Source organism: Methylobacterium sp. CM6244 (assembly GCF_054817885.1).
Map to the genome: position 1 here is coordinate 1,247,312 of NZ_CM139247.1, position 19,580 is coordinate 1,266,891.

The following is a 19,580-nucleotide window of genomic DNA, read 5'->3' on the forward strand; positions in this document are numbered from 1 at the left end:
CTGGATGATGTTCAGGACGCGCGCCGGCCCCGCGCTACGGCGCGGGCGAGGGCGGCGGCCACCTGCGCCTCCGAGCGGCGGAAGCTCTCCGCATCCGGCGTCGCGATATGGACGGTGACGGAGACCGGCTGCCCCGAAGCGCCGCCGGCGACCCCGAGGCGCCCGTCGCTGCCGCGCGCGAGGGGCAGGATCGCCTCCGGCCCGGCCTCGCCCATCAGGCCCGTCCCGTCGCGCATCGGGAAGTAGGTGGGGGCGGCCACCACGCCGCCGCTGGCGAAGGGGCGCACCCGGCCGCCGGAGATCACGCCGCCCTTGGCGAAGGCCGCGCTCGATGCGCCTGAATTGATCAGGCTCTTCACCAGGGATTCGATGCCGCCCTTCACCGGGTCGAGCACGGCCTTGCCGGCCATGCCGGCGAGCTTGGTGACGAGGGAGGTCAGCGCCCCGTCGAGCTGCTTGGCGGCGCTGGCATTGCTGATGAAGGTCTTGCTCAGGCTGTCGCCGAACTTCTGGGCCAGATTGTCCAGGGTACCGAGTTGCTTTGCCTGCGCGGCTATGGTGCGGTCTGTCTCGGTCTCGGCCATGCAGGCCTCCGTTCAAGGATCGGGATAGGCATTCATCAGCCGCCGCAGGTCGGCGGCGCTGGCCGCGTCGCGGCGGCTAGAGCCTCCGAGTGCGGCCATCAATTCGCGGGGCGTCGCCGCCCAGAAGTCGCGCGGGCTCCAGCGCAGGGCGTTCAGGCCCAGGGCCATGGCCTCGTCCCACGGGAAGGCGGAGGGAGCCTCCGGCGCGATCCCGCCCGTGGGGCTCAAGGGTCCGGCGTCTCGGCCCCGAAGGCGGCGGCCAGGGCCTCGCCGAGGGCCGTGGCGATGGGCTCGATCCCACCCGAGAGCGGCAGCCGCGCCACCGCCGCGTCGTCGAGATCGTGGCCGCCGCCGCGCAGGGTCGCGCCGAGAAGCGCGATGAGGTCGCGGCTGGCGAGGCGGCCTTCGGCGAAGCGGCCCGCGAGGCCGGTGAGATCGGTGGCGCCGAGCGCCTCCTCCAGTTCGGCCAGGGCTCCCAGGGTGAGGCACAGGGTGTAGCGCCGGTCCCCGATCGCGACGGAGACCTCTCCGCGCCTGCGGTTCGCCATCACAGGCTCGTAAAGGTCAGGGGCCCGGCCGACTCGAGGGCCATGTCGAAGGTCACCTCGCCGGCATGGTCGCCGCGATATTCCAGGCTGGTGATCTGGAACAGGCCCTGGATCGTGCCGAAGGCCGGCACCACGATCTGCAGCGTGTCGATGCTGCCGTCGAAGAACATCTGGCGCAGGCGGGTGTCGGACGCCTCGTCGCGAAAAACGCCCGAGCCCGAGACGGCCGCGCGGCGCACCCCCGCCCCGGCCAGCAGCTCGCGCCAGCGCCCGACGGATTCGGCCGAGGTCACGTCCACGGTCTCGGCGTTGAAGGCGAGCTGCCGGGCGCGCAGGCCGGCCACCGCCGTGAACCCCGTTCCCTCGCTGATCCGGATGAGGAGGTCCTTGCCTTTCTGGGCACTCATGGGGTCGCTCCTTAAAGCGGGTTAGCAAGAGAGGTCGCCGGTTCTGCGGGGCAGAACTCGCTCAGGAGGCCGGCAGCCGCTCGGTGACGGCCTGGAGGGTGAGGATGGCGCGGGTCTCGCCGCTGCGCTCGTCACGGGCGCAGGCGAGGGATTCGACCCGCAGGACCGAGAGCGCATGGCCGGCGGGGGAGAGCAGCGCCTCGTGCAGCAGGGCGGCGGCCCGGCCGGCGGCCTCGATGGCGCTGCGGCTGGAGCCGGGCCTGGCGAAGAGGATCAGCCCGAGCCGATGGGTATGGCGCAGCGCGCCGTCGACGGAATCGTCCCGCATCTCGGCGGGGCCGAACACCGCATAGACCGGCGCCGCGCCGCGCGGCGGCTCGTCATGGATGCGAACCTCGCCGCCCATGAGCCGGCCGAGCTCCGCATCGCCGCCGAGGACGGTGAGGATGGCGGCCCGCAGGGCGAGGAGCGGGTTGGCCGGAAGGGACAGGGCGTCGCTCATGTCAGGCCCCCCGTCGTGTCGATCAGCTCCTCGACCTCGCAGACGAGGTCGCGCCCGCGCCCGTCGGGATCGCCCGCCGCGCGGATGGCGAAGCGGCGCGAGCCGGAGACGAGCCGCATGGCGGGTGTGACGTCCGCCCGGTAGGCGAGGCGGATGCGGTGGGTCGCCACCGCATCCGAACGGCCGCCGCGCATGCGCTCGGCATGGCCGGTGGAATCCAGCGTGCCCCACAGGAGCGGGCCGGCCACGAACCGGCGAAGGTGCCCGCCGAACCCGTCCGGGTCGTCGACGAAGCGTTCGAGCACGTAGCGGCGTCGCCGCGCGCCGATGGGCGGGTGCGTCATGACAAGGCTCCGGGATCGGTGGATCAAAGACGCATCCGGCGGTGCGGCGCGACGAGCGCCTCCACCATCGGGGTGAGGGTCACCGGCAGGTCGCCCCGATGCTCGAACCCATGCGCCGCCACGAGCCGGATCGCCTGGGCGAGGGCAGGAGGGATCGGCGGGCCCGATCCGCCATATCCGGCATCGACCTCGATCAGGGCGGCGGCCCGGTACAGGGAGGGAAGGGCGGGCGAGACGATCAGCCCCGGCGCTTCCACCGTATCCGGCGCGAAGCGGACGAGGCCGGGGGCGAAGTCCGTGACGGTGCCCGTCGCATCCACCGAGCCCGCGCTCGCCAGGGCGACGAGGGGGCTCAGGGGAAGGGGCACGAACCCGTCCCGGGGCCAGGCCGTGAGCATCACCCGGTAGCGTCCGGGCGCCAGGATGCGCCGCGTCGCGAGTTCCACCATGGCGCGGGCGGAGGCGATCAGGCTCTCCACCAGACCGTCCTCGGCGGTGTTGTCCGGGTCGAGCCGCAGGTGGGCGCGCATGTCGGCCAACGTGACCGGCTCGACGATGGCGGCATCGACGCGTATCGGATTCATCGTCGTCTCCGGGTGGGACGGTGAAGGGGATGGGCGGAATGGATCTCGACATGCGGTCTGCGGGCATCGCGCTGCTGCTCGGCCTCGCCGCCGCGCCGGCCGGTGCCGTGGTCGGCGGCCGGGAGGCGCCGGATTCGGCCGGCTCGGCCGTGATGGTGCTGTCCTCGAACGGCGGCGTGTGCACCGGCATCGTCGTGGCGCAGGATTCGGTGCTGACGGCGGGCCATTGCGTGGCGGCGGGCCCCCGCCAGGGCGGCGCGGAGCACCGGGTGCATTTTCGCGACGAGGCGGGCCAGCCGGTGCTCGTCGATCTCGCGGCCCGCGCGGTCCATCCCGGCTACGATGCCGGCGCCATCGCCGGGCGTCGGCGCTCCATCGATCTGGCCCTCGTCCGCACCGCCACGCCGCTTCCCGGCCGCTTCCGGCCGACCCCGTTGAGCGCCGCACTGCCGCGCGCCGGCGAGAGCCTCGTCCTCTCCGGTTACGGGGTGTCGAAACCGGGCGAGCCGCGCACCACCGGCACCTTCCGCAGCGCCGTCCTCCCCGTGGTCGAGCCCTATGGGCAGAGCCGCATCCTGGTCTGGATGAAGCCGTCCGGCGGCGCATCCGGCGCCTGCCAGGGCGATTCCGGCGGGCCGATCGCGGATGCGCCCGGTGCGCCGCCGCTGGCTGTCTCAGCCTGGGTCGGGGGCGGCGCCTGCGGTAGCATCTCACAAGGCGTCCTGCTGGGGCCGCAGCGCGACTGGATCGACCGGACCCTCGCGGGCTGGGGCCGCTCCGCAGGCTGGTCCGCACCCTGACGCCGCTCTGCCTCAGCGACGGAACCGGAGCTTGGCCGAGGGATTGCCTTACGCTAGGCTTCATTCCAGGGACGTCCGGGGCTCATGCCGGGCGCGGGAGAGACACGATGTTCACGACCGCGCTGCGAAGGGTCGCCGTCACGGCGCTGGTCGGTCTCGTCCCGGCTCCGGCGCTCGCCGTGATCAATGGCGAAGTCTCCCTTGATCCCAATGGTTTGCGCGCCTCGGTGGTGCGCATCGAGAGCACCCAGGGCGAGATCTGCTCGGGCACGCTCATCGGTCCCGATCTCGTCCTCACCGCCGCGCATTGCGTCATGCACCAGGCCGGCTACAGCGTCGTCGCCGTCGACCGGTCGTTCCGCCAGCGCCGCATCTCCGCCATCGCGGCGTCGATGCACCCCGATTTCGTGCCCGGCACCACGCCGGAGGATCAGCCGGGCATCGATCTCGCCCTGATCAAACTGTCCGAGCCGTTAGGGGCGGATTTCCAGCCCCTCGATCCGCGCGGTGGCGGGGCCATCGGCACCGGCGAGTCGGTGGACATCGCCGGCTTCGGCGTGGTGGCCGAGAACCGCCGCAACACCGCCCGCACCCTGCGGCAGGCGCATCTCGTCTCCATCGGCTCGCTCCAGGTCGCCAACACGGTCACGGTGGTGACGGACCGGCGCAAGCTCGCCGAGACGGCGGGGGCCGGCGCCTGCCTCGGCGATTCCGGCGGGCCGATCCTGCGCGGCGGTCCGGGCGGCTACCAGATCGTCGGCGTGGTCAGCTGGTCGAGCGGCGCCATGCGCCAGGACAAGCGCGCCCGCACCGCCTGTGGCGGCTTCACGGCGGTGACCCCCACCGGCCAGCATGCCGGCTGGATCACCTCCCGCGCCGCCGAGATGGCCCAGCTCTCCCCGAGCGAAGCCCCCGCGAGCTTCCGCCGCTCCAACCGCTCCGATTGGATGGCGCGGCCGGGTCGGCGATGAGGGGCGGAGCGTCGATTCTCTTCACAATCGGCGTTCGTTCGTCGGCGTCATGCCTTGAAACGAGCCTCTGGGACGCGCTCAACGGAGGTGGGCTTTGACTGTGGACGGCCTCGGTCGTCACCGGTCTAGGTGGCCTCGCCGGGCGCAGTGTCTGTCCTCGGCGCTCCGCAGCCCTCCGGCTTCTGGATCAGTTGTGACCGTTCTGCGTCCAATGGATATTGGCGTCCAAGATGGACTCGTTCTCCGAGTGCAGACGCTCAGCTGATCCTGCGATGTGCTGAGCCACCACTTGGTGAGCGGTCTCGGCAGGAATCCCCGCTCGTGTCAGGTGCTCGACGAGCCGCGCACTGGCCTCCTGTGATGCGACGTGCTGCGCCTTCAGGTAGGCGATCGGGCTTACGGCTGACATTTGCGGCTCCATGCTGGGTTGCAGGGCTGAACGTCTCGGAGCGTCCCTGGCAATGGTGACGATGGGTATCTGGAAATCACAACCGGGCGTACCATCCACGGTTCGCATGAGATAAGCGGATAATCGGTTAAATCATTCTTTCGATAGCGCCGTTTGGTTCGTGGCGATAGAGGAAAAGTTCCTTCTCCTCAACATCTTGCCCTCTGGTGACTCGCACCCGACGCGAATGTCAGGGCCGCTCCCCGGCGATGCGCCACACGGGATGTCGCGTCGCTTCAAAGGATTCGAGAGATGCGCTTGCGGAGGCTGCCATGACACGCATAGGTAGCATTCACGCGTCTCCCTTCGAATTGCAAGTGCGCCACGATGTCAGCCTCGCTCAGTGTCGGCACAATTGTCGCGCGCATTTTCCCCAACGGAACGCGCTCCTTCTTTTCGGACAAAGGACATGAGGGATGGCCTGCCGTGCCGGACTACCCGGCGGATCTGTTTGCCGTTGCCGCCTATCTTCTGGAGACGGCGGGCGCCTACCACTATCTCGTGCCCCGAGACGAACCTGCGAATTGGAGTGCGTCGGCCCTGCTGATGGACCTCGACGAGCATGCCGAATGGGTGAAGTCCGGGCAGACGTGGATGGACCATGCCGCCGTTCCGGAACTGGTGACGCGCTTATGGAGCGAGGTCGGTAAATGTGCCGGCCACCCGGTGTTCGTCGAGCATCGCCCTCATGCGCCCCCTGCCGAGTGGTGGCTTCCGGCCATCGGTCTCCTCGTCATCGCAGACGAAGCCTGTGCCGATCTCGGATACGGAACGACCCGCAAGGTCGTCCCTTCCGGGAGCGCGGCGACAAGCTGGGTCTACGATGCCTGGTACAGCTCGCAGGAGCAGATCTACCGGAGCCTGCTGGAGAAGGCGCAAGCCCACATCACGTACTTTCCCCAGCACTCGACCGTCTGCATGCAGGCCGATCCAGACGTGGTCTGCGTTCAACCCAAATCGCGCACACCTCCGATGGGCTGCACGCTCCGGACCTTCAGTCACAACCTCGCGACGCTTCCCCCTCGCGGGATCGTCCGTGCATGCTGGCAACGGCCGCCCGGGCCGCTCGGATCCGACGACAACGACGCGCTCAACCTGTTGCTCATCCCGTACCCGTTCCAGGTCTCGGCCCAGTGGTTCCAGGGGCATGTTCGCTTGACCCCCGAAGAGGCCGACAGGTCGGCTGTGACGAACACGATGCCCTGGGGGTGGTTCGAGCTTCAGCAGCGATGGCTGAATGAGCCCACGCAGCTGGAAGGAAAGACCCGGCGCGACCTTCTGATCGACTTCACGGTCAAGCTCATCCAGCGTTCGATGGACGATGTCGGCCGTCTCCACGGCGTGGTCTTTCCCGAACTCGCGCTCGACTGGCCGATCTACGAAAGGATCGTCGAGGCTATCGCCACCCGCTTTCCATTCATCGAGTTTCTGGTCGCGGGATCGAGCATGAACTGCAAGGGTGAGGTCGCGAATGTCGCGCTCTCGAGCGTGTTCAAGGCAGACAATCCCGATTGGTTGGCGCGCACGATCACGACCAGTCGTTCGAAGCACCATCGCTGGCGCCTCGATGAATCGCAGATCTCGACCTATGCCCTGGCCTCCGCCCTCGATCCTCGCGTGACGTGGTGGGAGAAGACCATGGTCCCCAAGCGCGAAATCCACGTGAACGTATTTCGCGAAGCATCGACGTTTACGACGATGATCTGCGAGGACATGGCCAGGGTCGATCCCTGCCACACCGTCCTGCGTTCCATCGGCCCGAGCCTCGTCTTCGCGCTGCTCATGGATGGGCCGCAGGTACCGGAGAGATGGCCCGCACGCTACGCTACCGTGCTGGCCGACGACCCTGGGTCGTCCGTCCTCACCTTTACGTCTCTTGCCTTGATCGAGCGTGCGAACCGTACCGGACGCAAGGACGGGTCCCGGTCCGTGGCGTTGTGGAAGGAAGATACGGGGCGAACCGTAGCAATCCCCTGCCCGGAAGGACATCATGGCGTCGTCCTGACACTGTCCGGATATCGCACCACGGAAGCCACGTTCGATGGACGGCAGAACCGCGACGGGCGGGCATGGCGATTCCACGGTCAGCAGCCCGTCAAGCTCCGCCCGGTCGAATCCGGTGACGAGGCGATGATCGCCCTCGTCACCGGGGTAACGTGAGAATCGCGCTCATTCCCCTTGGCAGCCACGCGCGTCGGACGGCCTTATGGCTCAGTCGTCACCGCACGACCATGAGGCAGAGGCTGGTCGCGCCCGGTAGACGGCGCGACCAGCCTCTGCCGCCTCACGCGAATTTCAGCAGCTTGATCGCGTCGAAATCCTGCACGCCGCCGCCGACGCGCTTGGTCGTGTAGAACAGCACGTAGGGCTTGGCCGAGTAGGGGTCGCGCAGGACGCGCAGGCCGGCGCGGTCCACCACGAGAAAGCCGCGCTTGAAGTCGCCGAAGGCGATGGACAGGCTGTTGGCCGCCACATCCGGCATCGCTTCGGCCTCGGCCACGGGGAAGCCGAGGAGGGTCGCGATCCTGTCGGCCGAGACCGGCGGCTGCCACAGGTAGTTGCCGTCGGCATCCTTCATCTTGCGGATCGTGCTCTGGACCTTGCGGTTCATCACGAAGCTGGCGTTCTGGCGGTAGCCGGCCCGCAGGGCATAGACAAGGTCGAACAGCAGGTCGGACGGGTTGGCGCTGGGGAAGGCCCCCGCCGCGCCCGTGGCGACGAAGCCGAGCTTGCCCGGTACCCAGGCGGAATTCTCGACATTGTCCACGCTGAGGAAGCCGCGCGGGCGGCTGACCCCGTTTCCGGTGACGAAGGCGACGCTCTCCTGTTCGGCGAAGGCGGTCTCCACCTCGTCGGCGAGCCAGGCGTCGATATCGACGATGGCATCGTCGAGGAGCGTCTGGGTCGCCGCGGGCATGGCGTAGAGCTCCATGGCCGGGAAGCTCAGTTCAGAGAGGGACGGAGCGTCGGTCTGCGGCCGCGCCGCGGTCTCGGCGACCCAGCCCGAGACCGCATCGGTGGTGGAGACGGCGCGCTTGTAGAGCCCGCCCGAAATGGTGCGCACCGTGGCGAGCGCCCGGATCGGCGAGAGGTTGGCGAGCCGCTTCAGCACGTCCCGCTCGATGGCCTGCGGCACGAGATAGCCGCCATCGGGGCCGGAGCCGGCCGAGAGCGCCTTCTCCTCCAGGCGCTTCAGCCCGCCGCTCTCGCCCGCCCGGACATAGAGGTCGAAGGCGGCCTTGTGCTCCACGGAAGCCGGGTCCGGACGGGTCGGCCCATCACCACCCAGGGGCGGACGGCGGCCGTCCAGGGTCAGGCGGTCGAGGCGGGTGCGCGTCGAGTCGAGGGCCGCGTCGATGCGGGCGAGCTTCTCCTCGGTGAGGACATCGCCCGAGCGGCGCCCCTCGAGTTCGGCGAGCCGCCCGTCATTGGTCTCCTTGAAGGCCTCGAAGGCGCGGGAGAGTTCGCCCATGGCGGCGCCGATTTCGGCGTCGGAGGCGGGGCGCGCCGCTTTGTTTTCCAGAAGGGCGTGGTTTTCCAGAAAGCCGTGCGGATCGGCCTTGGTCTCCGGGGCGCTCGGCGAAACGTGAACACTCATGCGAACCTCGTCTGCTGGGTGAAGGGGGAAGGGGCGGAGGCCGTCCGGGGGGACGGCACGCCACGCGGCGCGAGCCGGTGCGCGAAGGCGCGCAGCTCACGGGCGAGGGGCGTCACCGTCCCATCCGGCGCGGCGGCGCAGGCGCCGGGCAGGAGCGGGAAGGTGACGAGGGAAATCTCCCAGAGGTCGATGGCGAGCAGGCGGCGCAGGCCGCCGCGCTGCGGGCTCGACCGCAGGGTGCGAAAGCCGATGGACAGACCGTCGAGGCCGCCCTCGCGCATCAGCGCGTCGACCTCGCGCCCGCGCTGGACGGCGAGGTTGATCAGCCCCTCCACCCGCAGGCCGCGCGCATCCTCGCGCAGGGAGAGCCACCGCCCGATCGGCTCGGCCGGATCGTGCTGGAACAGCATCCGCACACCCGCGGCCCCGCGCTCGCCGAGGCTCGCCGCGAAGGCGCCGGCGGACACGACGTCGTTGCCGAGATCGGGCACGCCGAACAGGCTGGCATAGCCGGTGAAATGGCCGTCCATGGAGGGCTCCCGAAGGGTGGGGTGACTGGGGTGAGGCGGTAGGATATCCTCATCATGCCGAGGATATCCCGGAGGTGCGTGTGCCGCTCTACATCAAGGACGACGAGACGGCGGGCCTCGTGGTGAAGCTCGCGAAAGCGTCCGGCGTCACCAAATCCGAGGCCGTGCGCCGGGCCGTCACGGCCGAACTGAACCGCCTGACCCCTCCGGTGCCGCTGCGCGAACGCCTCGCCGCCTTGAGGGCCCGTCATCCGCTGCCGAAGCCCACGGGGCAGGCCGCCGACAAGGCCTTCTTCGACGACCTGAGCGGAGAGTGACGCTCTTCGTCGATGCCTCCGCGCTGATCGCGATCATCGCCGGCGAGGCGGAGGCCGACGCGTTCGCGGATATCCTGGAGACCGATCCGGACAGGCTGTGTTCGGCGCTCTCGCTCTGGGAAACCATCGCCGGCCTCGTGCGCAGCTACGCCTTCACGGTCGAGGCGGCCCGCGAACGGGTTCGCCTGACTTGCGAGGAGGCGGAAATCCGCCTCGTTCCGATTGCCGGGCGTGAGTTCGAACTCGCCGTCGAAGCCTATGAGCGCTTCGGCAAGGGCCGGCATCCGGCGTCCCTCAACATGGGCGATTGCCACGCCTATGCCTGCGCGAGAGCCCATCAGGCGGTCCTGCTGTTCAAGGGCGAGGATTTCACCCTCACGGATATCGTTCGGGCCGGACCTTCCGGCTAAGCCACCGGCCCGATCGACGTGACACCCGAACCGTCGCGCCCCGATCGAGACGATGGTCCGGGTTGGCAATATCCGCCCAGATACACCAAGATTTCGCTTTCCTGATCGTAGATCAGTGACATTATTCGACTTCGATCGACTGCGAATCGGAAACGGGGGATCATCATGAGCTTGAGCGTTAAGCTATGCATCGCATCCGTTCTGCTGTGCCTGCTTGGACCGATCCCGGCCTCGGCCGCGGATCCCACCGCCGATGCCCAGGCTGCGGCGGCCCGCTGGGACAAGACCTACAATTCCGGCGACATGGACAGCCTCAAGGCCCTCTACGCCACCGATGCGATGGTGATCCCGAAGGGCGCAGCGGTGTCCGGCGCCGACAAGATCGGCGCCTTCTTCGCCGGGCTGAAGGCGAAGGGGTTCGAGGAGCACGCGATCAAGGTCAACTCGGCGCAGATGAAGGGGGACGTTCTCCTCGTCACCGGGCGCTGGTCCATGTCCGGCCCCGGCGAGGGGGGCGCGAAGAAGACGTTCGAGGGCAACTGGGTCAACGTCCTGGAGCGCGAGGGCAAGGACTGGCGCACGGTGCTGCACACCTGGAACTGACGAACCTATAACGCCGTCCCGTAGCCCACGGCCTCGCGTTTCTCCGCCTCGGTGAGGAAGTCCGCCGCCTGGACCCGGCGCCAGAGTGATTCCCGCTCCGGCGCCAGGGCCTCGATGGCGTCGAGATCGGGCTCCAGGCGGGCGGGGCCGAAGGCGGGCTCCAGCCATTGGGCGAGGCTCTCGGCGGTGCGGCGCGCCAGCGGGATCACCGTCTGCCGGTAGAAGGCGCGGTTGGCCTCGGCGTAATTGGCGTGGGTGTTGTCGCCCGCGAGGCCCAGCAGCAGGGGCGGCACGCCGAAGGCCAGGGCGATCTCGCGGGCGGCGGCGGCCTTCGCCTCCACGAAATCCATGTCCTTCGGCGAGAGCGAGAGCGGCTTCCAGTCGAGGCCGCCCTCCAGCAGCAGCGGCCGGCCGGCATTGGCCGCGCCCTGGTAATTCGCCTCCAGCTCGCCCTTGAGGCGGGTGAATTGCGCGTCGCTCAAGGTCGCACCGGTGGAGGTGGCGTAGACCAGCGCCCCGGAGGGCCGGGCGGCATTGTCGAGGAGCGCCTTGTTCCAGGCCCCGGCGGCGTTGTGAATGTCGAGCGCCACCGCCGCCGCCTCCATCGGCGACAGACCGTAATGGTCGTCGGCCGGGTGGAACAGGGTGAGGTGTAGGATCGGCGGCACGCCCTCGCGGGTCTGGTCGTGCCGCAGAACCCGCCCGCCGACGGTATGGTCGTAGGCGATGGGCCATCCATCGGGGCCCGGCACCACCCGCATCCGGTCCGGACGCAGAGCGTGGAGTTCGCGCGGGGTGCCGTCGAGGCTCAAGGCTTCGAGATACGCGTTCCCCGAGACCATGAGGTGGCCGTAGAGCGTCTCCAGCAGGCGCGCGCCGCCCTCGCGGGCATTCGGCCGGGCAAGCAGCGCGAGGAGCGGATGCGGCCCCGCCCGGTCCGTCAGCACCAGGGGCAGGGCGGCGGCGGCCTCCGCCACCAGCCGCACCGCCCGGTGGACGATGGCGTTGCGCTGGAACCCCTCCCGCGCCAGCGCCCCGTAATCCCGCGCGGTCCACACCGCCCGGCCTTCGCCATAGAAGGCGATGCCGAGGCCGGAAACGGGCGCCGCCTTGGTCTCGGCCACGGGAAAGGCGGCCCGCGCCAGGCGGGTGAGAAGGTTCGGCATGGGACTGTCCTCGACGGGGAACAACCCTCCCCCCTTTGCGGGGGAGGGTGGTCGCGGAGCGACCGGGAGAGGGGCGGCGCAGGTCTACCCTGAGAAGGCGGTGGCCGTTGTGCTGCCCCCCTCTCCCCGCACGCGGCGAGGCGGCAGCCGACGGTGAGGGGGCGCGTCCGAAGGAGCCATATCCGGAGAGACCCCCTCACCCTCGCCCTAGCGGGCTCACGTCGCCTCCCGACAAGGGGAGGACGACGTCCTCTCCCCGCCCGGCGTGGAGAGGGGGATCAGCCTCTTTTGAATAGGGACGTGCCCTCAGGCTGTTGGACCCGAAGGCCGGCGCTTATTCCCGTCTCCCCGCCCGGCGGGGAGAGGGGAATGCGCTCACATCCGTCGGATCCTCGGCTCGGCCCTCTGCCCCAGCATCAGGTGAGTCAACGCCCAGACGAGGGCGTCGAGGCGGTCGGGGGAGGCACCGCTGGAGAGGCCGCCCGGCCCGAAATCGCAGAGCTCGTCCTCGAGCGCCGGCAGGCTGCCGACATGGTGGACGCGGCCCTGCGCGTAGAGCACCGAGACCGGCTCGGCCCGCAGATACTTGCCCCGCGTCGCCCGCACCGGGATCACCGGCACCGAGGCGTCGACCTCGGCGATGACCGCGATGGCCATCTCGCCGCCCTGGTTGACCTCGACCACGAGGCTGTCCGCCTCCAGGCGGTGGTAGAGCGCCAGGGCAGCGCCGGCCCAGGCCTGCGGGCTCGCCCGGCCCAACGTGGCGTCGGCGACCACATAGGCATGCCCGTCCGGCCCGAGCCCGGCGGCGACGATCCCGCAGGCATCGGCCCCGGCCTTCGAGGAGGCGGGCGGGTCCACCGCCACGACGATCCGCCGAAGCTCCGGCATCCCGTCCCGGCGCGCGGCCTCGATCCCTTCCCGCGTCCAGAGCGCGTCGGGCCGGTCCTCGATCAGCTCGCCGTCGAGCTCCTGCCGCCCGAGCCGCGTGCCGGCATAGCGCCCCACCACGGCGTCGAGGAAGGAGGGCGCGAGGTTGGCGGCGTTGTCGGCGGTGCGCGAGCGGCTCACCACCGTGAGCGGGTCGGCGAGGATGCGGCGGATCAGCGGGATCGGCCGGGGCGTGGTGGTGACGAGGTTGCGCGGCCGCTCACCGAGGCGCAGGCCGAACTGGATCATGTCGTAGGTGGCGTCAGGCCGGCGCCATTTGGCGATCTCGTCGGACCAGGCGGCGCCGAATTGCGGCCCGCGCAGGGAATCCGGCTCCTCGGCCGAGAAGGCCATCGCCACCGCGCCGTTGGCCCATTCGAGCCGCCGCCGCGAAGGCGCCCAATGCGGCCGCGCCCCGGAGAGCGCCAGCAGGCCGGACGGCCCCTCGATCATCACGTCGCGCACGTCGGCATAGGTCTCGCCGATGAGGGCGATGCGGCCCACCGCCCGGGCGCAGAAGGCGGGGTCGCCCGTGGCCAGCGCCCGCACCCATTCGGCCCCCGTGCGGGTCTTGCCCGAGCCGCGCCCGCCGATCACCGCCCAGGTCGTCCAGTCCCCCCGCGACGGGCAGGGCGGCAGCTGGTCGTTTCGGGCGTTATGGAGCCAGTCCGAGGCCAGCGCCCGGATCAGGTGCGGCGGCAGGCTCGCCAGGAAACCCGGCATCCGGCCGCTCGCCGAGGCATGCCGCATAGCGCGCCGCGATTGCCGCGCGCAGGGCGGGCAGGTCGCTGTCATCGGCCGGGGGGCGGGACGTCTCGTGAGCCCCGTCCGCAAGGTTGCGCTGCGCATCGCTCCGCTCCCGGTCTTCGCTAGAGAGGTCGTCGAGCAGCCGTTTCAGGCCGCCGAGGTCGCGCAGCACCTTCGCGGAATCGAGCGCGGGCGGCGTGTCGCCGCTCAGCGCCGCGTCGAACCTCGCGATCTGGCGGCCGATATGGGCGCGCAGGGCCTCGCCCAGATTGTCCATCACCCGCGCCGCCGGAGGGGCCGCCCCGGCCTTCGGCGTGCGCGGCGCCGGGCGGGCGCGAGGCCTGCGCTCGAAGCCGCAGGCGCGGAACAGGGCCGGCGCGCCGGCGACGGTGCCGCCCAGCGCCAGAGCCAGCGTCGCGGGCTCGATCTCCATCATCCCGTAGAGCGTCTCCACGGCGCGCCGCCGCGCGGGCGCCCAGGCTCCGGGGTCGAGCCGACGCTGCGCATCGCTCACCCCCTCGCGCCAGCCATGCTGGCGGTTCCACGTGCTGATCGTCTGGGGGCGGACCCCCGTCCGCTCCGCGATCTCGCGGCTCGTCATGCTCGTCGTCCGCATCAACTGCTCGACGAGTTTTCGTGTTTCCAAGGGAAGCTCCATGTCGCTGCCCCTCTCGTCACACTTCTTGAGCGTTCCTCATTGATACAGAAGGAGCGTCACGCTGTCAATCATAAATTCCTATTTTAGGATTTTTAGGCGGTCGACTGGTGGGGGCGGTTGGACGCCTGACGCTTGGTTGCGTCTGGTCCCGACCCATGGCAGGCCCTGGAAAGGTCCGCTTCCCGGCAGCTTAGTGGACGAAGACCTATGACCAGAACGGGTGGATTTGCGACTGTGCGCTTTCGAGCAGCAGGCATGCTTTGAAGGCGCCGATGTTTTCCCCATGTCATTGCAAGCTATCTGAGCTACCTTGCTTGCGCATGCGTGCGCGCGTACTTTTCCATTATGCAAACGCACGATCAGTATAATGGTGTGTTCCTTACGGATGACAGCCGATTCGCCGGGCACCTGCGGATCGCAGGGGCTGACAGCCTTGGGAAGCTCATAGGAAAAGAGCCCTGGGAGTTTCCAGATACAGAATACACAGATATTCATGGCGTGCTAAGCGACGGCAAGAAAGCGTCACTTCTGGATTGCGTGTCTCATGGTCAAACGCAGCACCGCTTTGATAAAAACACTCAATTTGAGAGCGAGTTTTTTCCAAACTATATTGCTGTTGGGGAAGAGTTTATACGCTCCGACGAGCCTATCATCCGGGCTGTTCGCTACCAATTTGAAAACTTAGCCAGCCTACTTAGCGGTCAAAAAACCTTCCGGTCTCTTCACCCAGGCCTCGACAGCATCCGCAAGTTGCTGGAGGAGGATCATAAGCAGTCGGCGATGATCGCTGAAGAGCATGGATGGCCGAAACGCCCCTTCGAACCGGAGATCGGCTATCATCCGCATCTGCTGTATTTCAGTGGTGCGTGGGAAATTATATCGTTAGATACTAATATTGGGCGGATATCTCTAACAAATCGCACCTCTTATGGCATGGGGAGTGCGGCTGGGATTGGTTTTGACAACAAGGTGACCGCCAATATCGAGTTTACCGAACCTAAGACGCTCAGCGCCGCCATCCAAGCCCTGTATACCTTGCATGGTCTTTTCGAGCTCAGTTTAGGACGTCGACAGCGCTATCAGTGGATTGAGCTAGAGCTCACGCATCGTATGGAAGGCGATCAACACGACTGCTACCAAACAGCTAGTTTGTACTGGAGTTTATGCAACGAGCGTGTTGAAGATGACTCAAAGACGCATCCGGCAGACACTCTCTTGGCCCCCAATCGACGTCCTGATGAGTTCGTCAAAGTGGCAGCCGGATGGATGGATAGCGCCGCGACCATGGGCGATCCTCGGGAACGCTTTGCAACTGCGTTTTTCGGGTCCTACGGCATCAATCGAATCGTCGGCGCCGCCAACATGTTCGATCTGCTGCCGGAGAGTCACGCGCCAAAAAAGAAGAAGCCCGATGTCCCCCTAGCGGAGGCAGTGAAGCACAGCCGCGAGATATTTAAGGCCCTACCGGACAGCTTTGCCAAGCAGTCGGTACTTTCGGCCTTGGGTCGTGTCGGCACTGCCAGTCTTCGTGATAAGGTTTTTTACCGGGCAGACAAAATCATCTCGGCGGTCGGCAACAAGCTCCCGGACTTGCACCTGCCATGCAATCATGCCGTTCTGGCAAGAAATCACTACGTCCATGGCAGCCAAGCATCATTTGATTATCAGGACCACTTCGCAGAATTCGCATTCATCACTGATACACTTGAATTTGTATTCGCCACCTCCGACCTTTTAGATATCGGATGGGATTTGAAGGGCTGGCTGGACGGAGGAACATCGATGACACATGCCTTTGGAGCCTTCATCGTAAACTACACGGGAAACATTCGCCGCCTCAGCGCTTTAATCGAGAATAGTCCTGGCGATGGCCCCGCATCTTTGAAACTTTGCTGTCGATGAAACCAGCTTGGCAAGCAGAAGACTGAATTTTATTGCACAGTGCCGAACATGGTACGTGTTGCTTAGAAACGTGGAGAATGTCTGGTTCAGGACGCAATGTACGACATACAGAAACAATCGACATAGGCGCTGTGCGGTCAGTATGGCAGCTTACCGAACGACTGCTTCAAGCCACCGGTAGCGGCGTCTTGAGCGGCAACTTTGGGTCGGATGCGGAGCGTCCGCTTCTGGGCCGGGGTCCAGCTTCCGCAAACCACCCTGAGCCGACCTTCCTAGCTAGTGCCTAACTTCGGAAATCATTCGCTTCGGTCGGCCAGGGAATGGTGAGAGAGTCTTCACGAGCGCGGGCTCGATCACGTGCCGAAACCGCCGCCCTTTGGCGGCGGTCCCGTCTGTCGACGTGGCGGCGCGCGTCAACCTTCCCCGCTCAAGCCGGGATCGCGTCCGCGCTGAGTGGCGTCCGGGGGCGGGGCATGATCGTCGCCGGGCAGGGCGGCGGGTCGTCGTCGTCGTTGTTTCGACGGCGCGGGCGGAGATAGCGGTGCAGGTTCGCGAGGCGCGGCCGGCGGCGCGGCGCGGGCCGGGGCGCGTCGGCGGCGGTCGTCTCCGGGGCGGCAGGGCCGTCGAGTTCGGCGAGCGCCGCGAGCAGGGCATCGACGGTGACCGGCTCGGCCCTGGCCCCGGTGAGGCAGCGCAGGCCCGGCGCGCTCTCGAGGGCGCAGGCATCCGAGACCCAGGAGGCCAGGATCGTCCGCTTCTCCTCGCGGGAGAGGAGCGGGTGCGCCAGCACCTCGCGCGGATGACGAAACACGTCCCCGGGGGCGACCACAGCCTGCCAGGCCTCGAACGAGGCCGGCTGCGTGGCGGCGGGGTTCATGGGGCCGGAATGCCCGGCGCCGGAACGGGACAAGTGCGTTTCCCTCATCGACATGATCGATCCTCCCTATGGCTGTGAGGCAGGACTGAGAACGGGATGCGGCCCTCGCGGGCCTGAAGGCCCCCGAGGGTCTCTCTCATGATCGGCGTCGGCGATCAGGCGGCCTCGGCGTGGTCCTCGACCTGGGCGGGCGCGTTGTCCTGGCCCACCGCCTGAGCCGCGCCGCCGATGGCGATGCGGCGGGGCTTGTAGGCCTCCGGCACCTCGCGCACGAGGTCCACGGTCAACAGCCCGTTGTCGAGGCTGGCTCCGGTGACCTTCACATGGTCGGCGAGGTTGAAGGTTTGCCGGAAGGGCCGAGTCGCGATCCCGCGATGGAGATAGGCGCGCTCTCCGTCCTGGCCCGCCTTCTGGCCCGTCACCTGAAGCACGGTGTCGTGCTGCGTCAGGTCGATCTCATCCGGGGTGAAGCCCGCCACCGCCATGGTGATGCGATAGGCATCGTCGGCCACCTTCTCGATATTGTAGGGCGGCCAGGTGGTCGACGGCTCGATCCGGGTCGCCTGGTCGAGCAGCGAGATCATGCGGTCGAAGCCGACGGTCGAGCGATAGAGCGGTGCGAAATCCAAAGTCCTCATGACCACATCCTCCTAAAGAGCAACGTGATGACAAAGCGCGCCGGACACCGTGTCCGGCGCCAGAATGCGAGCCCATCCGGGCCTCGCACGCGCATAACGCCGATGGTGGGATGTGGTTCCGGGGCGATGTCGATTTTTTTCGCAGTGTGAAGGGCCGGGCTTCGGACCTCTCGCGGGCAGCGCGGGGCTGCTGGGTTCTCACATCTGCTCGTGCAGGCAGAGCGCGTCCCTCTCCCCCTTGTGGGGAGAGGCTAGGAGTGGGGGTGGCTCCGCTAGAGTTGTGCCCGCTCAGCTTGGATCATAGGCATCGTATCCAGCGGCGGTGAGATAGTTGCGGCACTCGTTCGGCCGGAAGGCAGAGAAAGCCTCTCGAATGGCGATGGTCAGGTCGTCGGCGGTTCGCGCTGCGGCGGTCCGAAGGAGGGCTTTGACCTTGGCAAAGACTTGCTCGATGGGATTGAACTCGGGACTGTAGGGCGGGAGGTAGAGAACTCGTGCGCCGACCGCCTCGATGGCCTCGCGCACCCCAGCGACCTTGTGGGCGTTCAGGTTGTCGAGGATGACGGTATCGCCGGGCTTGAGCACCGGAGCCAGGGTGTCGGTGACGTAGGCCCGGAAGCGCATACCATTCGTGGCTCCATCGAAGACGGTTCTGGCGATCAGTCCCGTGGCGCGCAGGGCGGCGGTGATGGTAGTGGTCTTGTAGTGCCCGTGAGGCACGGCGATCCGGCAGCGTTCGCCGCGCGGAGCACGACCATAGCGGCGGGCCATCTTGGTCGTGGCGGCCGTCTCGTCGAGGAAGACCAAGCGATCCGGATCGAGATCGGGTTGGCGCTCGAACCAGTCCTCGCGTGCGGCCTTCACATCCGGCCGCTCCTGCTCGGCCGCGTGGACAGCCCCTTTTTACGGGTGATCCCATGCCGGGCGAAGAAGCGTGACAGGCTGCTCGTGCTTGCCCGGACGCCCCGTTCCGAGAGCCTGTCGCGCAGTTCCCGCAGGAAAGAGAGCGGGTGCTCTTCGTAGATCCGAAGGATCAGGGTCGCCTGCGCTTCCAGGCGCTGCGAGTTGCGGTCGCCGCCCATGGGCCTGGGCGCGATCCGCCCGTCCTGCCGAAAGCGCTCGTGCCAACGGATCGCGCTGGCTGCCCCGACCCCGAAGCGTTTGGCAGCCTGACGCCGCGATGCACCTGCTTCAATCGCGGCGACCACACGCTCGCGCAGATCGACCGACAGGGCTGACGGCATGGCAATCCTCCCTCATAAGCCCGTCCAGTGAATCACACGCCAGCCAGATCGCCTACCCCAAGCGATTCAACCCGCCAGGGCACGGCTCTAGCCTCCGAAGCAGCAGGAGGGTCGCCCGACCACCCCCACCTCCAACTCCTCCCCACAAGCTCGACGGATCTCGGGCAGGCCCGAGATCCGCTGGGGAGGAGGTCAGAGCCGTGCATCTCGCGCGATCTGCGAACGGTGGGGCCGGGCTCTCAGCGGGCGCCGGCAAATTGCTTGATCACCGCGAGCGGGGCGGCGGGGGCCGGCCACAGGACGAGGCGGTAATGGTCCTCGCCGTCCAGGCGGTCGTCGGTGAGGGTGGTAAGGCCGCCGAAACAGGCGCGGACGCGGTAGGTGCCGGGGGCCACGGACAGGATGTCGATGGACCCGCCCGTGCATTCGTGGATTTCGAGCCGGCCCGAGGGCAGGTCGAGGCTCGCCTCCACCACGTGGTCCCAGAGGTCGAGGGCCTCGTCGGGCGGCCCGTCGAGGAGGTCGAGCTCCACCGGCACGGACATGTTGCGCTCGGGCTGGATGACCACGAGGAACGGCGCCGTCTTGACCCTCAGCTGGAGGTCCTCTTCGGTGTAATCCAGCGCCGCGTCGGGCATCTCGCCGTGATCCCAGAGATAGAACTGGTGATAGTCGGCGAAAATCTCGTAGCGCTTCTGCATGGCATCGCTCCCGCTGGCACGACCGGAATAGGACGTCCGGCCGGTTTTCGCGATGACCCCGTCCGATGGCG

24 protein-coding genes are annotated in these 19,580 nt (G+C 67.8%); 7 read left to right on the forward strand and 17 right to left on the reverse strand.

Translation table 11 applies throughout. From position 1 onward, the window contains the following. Window positions 1-11: 11 nt before the first annotated feature. From ACYQML_RS05760 to ACYQML_RS05790, 7 genes are all read right to left on the reverse strand, one after another. Window positions 12-584, reverse strand: a complete 573-nt coding sequence (locus ACYQML_RS05760) for a phage tail tape measure protein (RefSeq protein ID WP_461234973.1) — start codon at window positions 582-584, stop codon at window positions 12-14. A 12-nt stretch (window positions 585-596) separates the two neighbouring features. Beyond that, window positions 597-812, reverse strand: a complete 216-nt coding sequence (locus ACYQML_RS05765) for a phage tail assembly chaperone (RefSeq protein WP_461234974.1) — start codon at window positions 810-812, stop codon at window positions 597-599. Further along, entirely contained in the window at window positions 809-1,132 is a 324-nt protein-coding gene (locus ACYQML_RS05770; protein ID WP_018045759.1) for a gene transfer agent family protein, read from the reverse strand. The genes ACYQML_RS05765 and ACYQML_RS05770 overlap by 4 nt, the downstream gene beginning before the upstream one ends. Beyond that, entirely contained in the window at window positions 1,132-1,539 is a 408-nt protein-coding gene (locus ACYQML_RS05775) for a phage major tail protein, TP901-1 family (RefSeq protein WP_311276573.1), read from the reverse strand. Before ACYQML_RS05775 ends, ACYQML_RS05770 begins: the two co-directional genes overlap by 1 nt. Window positions 1,540-1,600: 61 nt before the next feature. After that, window positions 1,601-2,041 (reverse strand): tail completion protein gp17, encoded by a 441-nt coding sequence (gp17, locus tag ACYQML_RS05780; protein WP_461234975.1) that lies wholly within the window; start codon window positions 2,039-2,041, stop codon window positions 1,601-1,603. After that, window positions 2,038-2,385: a phage head closure protein gene (locus ACYQML_RS05785; RefSeq protein ID WP_311276571.1), complete on the reverse strand. Its 348-nt coding sequence runs from the start codon at window positions 2,383-2,385 to the stop codon at window positions 2,038-2,040. The genes gp17 and ACYQML_RS05785 overlap by 4 nt, the downstream gene beginning before the upstream one ends. 23 nt (window positions 2,386-2,408) lie before the next feature. After that, the gene (locus ACYQML_RS05790) at window positions 2,409-2,969 is read right to left on the reverse strand and encodes a head-tail connector protein (protein ID WP_461234976.1); all 561 of its coding nucleotides are present in this window, start codon (window positions 2,967-2,969) and stop codon (window positions 2,409-2,411) included. Window positions 2,970-2,998: 29 nt separating this feature from the next. On the opposite strand from ACYQML_RS05790, the gene ACYQML_RS05795 reads away from it, so the two are divergent. Further along, window positions 2,999-3,769: a S1 family peptidase gene (locus ACYQML_RS05795; protein WP_461234977.1), complete on the forward strand. Its 771-nt coding sequence runs from the start codon at window positions 2,999-3,001 to the stop codon at window positions 3,767-3,769. Window positions 3,770-3,876: 107 nt separating this feature from the next. Beyond that, window positions 3,877-4,740 carry a S1 family peptidase gene (locus ACYQML_RS05800; protein WP_461234978.1) on the forward strand — a complete coding sequence of 288 codons (864 nt, stop codon included), beginning with the start codon at window positions 3,877-3,879 and terminating at the stop codon, window positions 4,738-4,740. A gap of 187 nt (window positions 4,741-4,927) precedes the next feature. Here ACYQML_RS05800 and ACYQML_RS05805 read toward each other — a convergent pair whose 3' ends face one another. Then, complete coding sequence (locus ACYQML_RS05805; RefSeq protein WP_156467747.1) at window positions 4,928-5,149, reverse strand: hypothetical protein; 222 nt, start codon at window positions 5,147-5,149, stop codon at window positions 4,928-4,930. Window positions 5,150-5,614: 465 nt separating this feature from the next. Between ACYQML_RS05805 and ACYQML_RS05810 the strand changes: the two genes are divergently transcribed. Further along, window positions 5,615-7,348: a hypothetical protein gene (locus ACYQML_RS05810; RefSeq protein ID WP_461234979.1), complete on the forward strand. Its 1,734-nt coding sequence runs from the start codon at window positions 5,615-5,617 to the stop codon at window positions 7,346-7,348. 124 nt (window positions 7,349-7,472) lie between these two features. Here ACYQML_RS05810 and ACYQML_RS05815 read toward each other — a convergent pair whose 3' ends face one another. Further along, window positions 7,473-8,786, reverse strand: coding sequence for a phage major capsid protein (locus tag ACYQML_RS05815; RefSeq protein WP_461234980.1), 1,314 nt, complete (start codon window positions 8,784-8,786; stop codon window positions 7,473-7,475). Continuing rightward, window positions 8,783-9,316 carry an HK97 family phage prohead protease gene (locus tag ACYQML_RS05820; protein ID WP_461234981.1) on the reverse strand — a complete coding sequence of 178 codons (534 nt, stop codon included), beginning with the start codon at window positions 9,314-9,316 and terminating at the stop codon, window positions 8,783-8,785. Before ACYQML_RS05820 ends, ACYQML_RS05815 begins: the two co-directional genes overlap by 4 nt. Before the next feature lie 74 nt (window positions 9,317-9,390). Between ACYQML_RS05820 and ACYQML_RS05825 the strand changes: the two genes are divergently transcribed. The 3 genes from ACYQML_RS05825 (at window position 9,391) to ACYQML_RS05835 (ending at window position 10,646) form a co-directional block, all read left to right on the forward strand. Next, complete coding sequence (locus ACYQML_RS05825; RefSeq protein WP_311276565.1) at window positions 9,391-9,633, forward strand: type II toxin-antitoxin system VapB family antitoxin; 243 nt, start codon at window positions 9,391-9,393, stop codon at window positions 9,631-9,633. Beyond that, the gene (locus ACYQML_RS05830) at window positions 9,630-10,043 is read left to right on the forward strand and encodes a type II toxin-antitoxin system VapC family toxin (RefSeq protein ID WP_311276564.1); all 414 of its coding nucleotides are present in this window, start codon (window positions 9,630-9,632) and stop codon (window positions 10,041-10,043) included. Before ACYQML_RS05825 ends, ACYQML_RS05830 begins: the two co-directional genes overlap by 4 nt. 165 nt (window positions 10,044-10,208) lie before the next feature. Further along, window positions 10,209-10,646, forward strand: coding sequence for a YybH family protein (locus tag ACYQML_RS05835; protein ID WP_207410833.1), 438 nt, complete (start codon window positions 10,209-10,211; stop codon window positions 10,644-10,646). Window positions 10,647-10,651: 5 nt separating this feature from the next. Here the strand turns inward: ACYQML_RS05835 and ACYQML_RS05840 are convergent, their stop codons facing one another. The 3 genes from ACYQML_RS05840 to ACYQML_RS05850 form a co-directional block, all read right to left on the reverse strand. Beyond that, window positions 10,652-11,812 (reverse strand): phage portal protein, encoded by a 1,161-nt coding sequence (locus tag ACYQML_RS05840; protein ID WP_461234982.1) that lies wholly within the window; start codon window positions 11,810-11,812, stop codon window positions 10,652-10,654. A 375-nt stretch (window positions 11,813-12,187) separates the two neighbouring features. Continuing rightward, complete coding sequence (locus ACYQML_RS05845) at window positions 12,188-13,465, reverse strand: DNA-packaging protein (protein ID WP_461234983.1); 1,278 nt, start codon at window positions 13,463-13,465, stop codon at window positions 12,188-12,190. Then, window positions 13,398-14,147, reverse strand: a complete 750-nt coding sequence (locus tag ACYQML_RS05850; RefSeq protein WP_461234984.1) for a hypothetical protein — start codon at window positions 14,145-14,147, stop codon at window positions 13,398-13,400. The genes ACYQML_RS05845 and ACYQML_RS05850 overlap by 68 nt, the downstream gene beginning before the upstream one ends. A gap of 345 nt (window positions 14,148-14,492) precedes the next feature. Here ACYQML_RS05850 and ACYQML_RS05855 point away from each other — a divergent pair, with 345 nt between their 5' ends. After that, window positions 14,493-16,049: an ApeA N-terminal domain 1-containing protein gene (locus ACYQML_RS05855; protein WP_461234985.1), complete on the forward strand. Its 1,557-nt coding sequence runs from the start codon at window positions 14,493-14,495 to the stop codon at window positions 16,047-16,049. Window positions 16,050-16,476: 427 nt separating this feature from the next. Here the strand turns inward: ACYQML_RS05855 and ACYQML_RS05860 are convergent, their stop codons facing one another. The 4 genes from ACYQML_RS05860 to ACYQML_RS05875 form a co-directional block, all read right to left on the reverse strand. Continuing rightward, window positions 16,477-16,980, reverse strand: coding sequence for a hypothetical protein (locus tag ACYQML_RS05860; protein ID WP_461234986.1), 504 nt, complete (start codon window positions 16,978-16,980; stop codon window positions 16,477-16,479). A 101-nt stretch (window positions 16,981-17,081) separates the two neighbouring features. Further along, on the reverse strand, window positions 17,082-17,564 hold the full coding sequence (locus ACYQML_RS05865; RefSeq protein WP_461234987.1) for an Hsp20 family protein: 483 nt from the start codon (window positions 17,562-17,564) through the stop codon (window positions 17,082-17,084). 288 nt (window positions 17,565-17,852) lie between these two features. Further along, a protein-coding gene (locus tag ACYQML_RS05870; protein ID WP_461222664.1) for an IS630 family transposase occupies window positions 17,853-18,808 on the reverse strand; the annotation gives its coding sequence in 2 pieces (ribosomal slippage) (window positions 17,853-18,457 and window positions 18,457-18,808; 957 coding nt in all). 239 nt (window positions 18,809-19,047) lie between these two features. Further along, window positions 19,048-19,509: a hypothetical protein gene (locus tag ACYQML_RS05875; protein WP_207410844.1), complete on the reverse strand. Its 462-nt coding sequence runs from the start codon at window positions 19,507-19,509 to the stop codon at window positions 19,048-19,050. Window positions 19,510-19,580 lie beyond the last annotated feature (71 nt).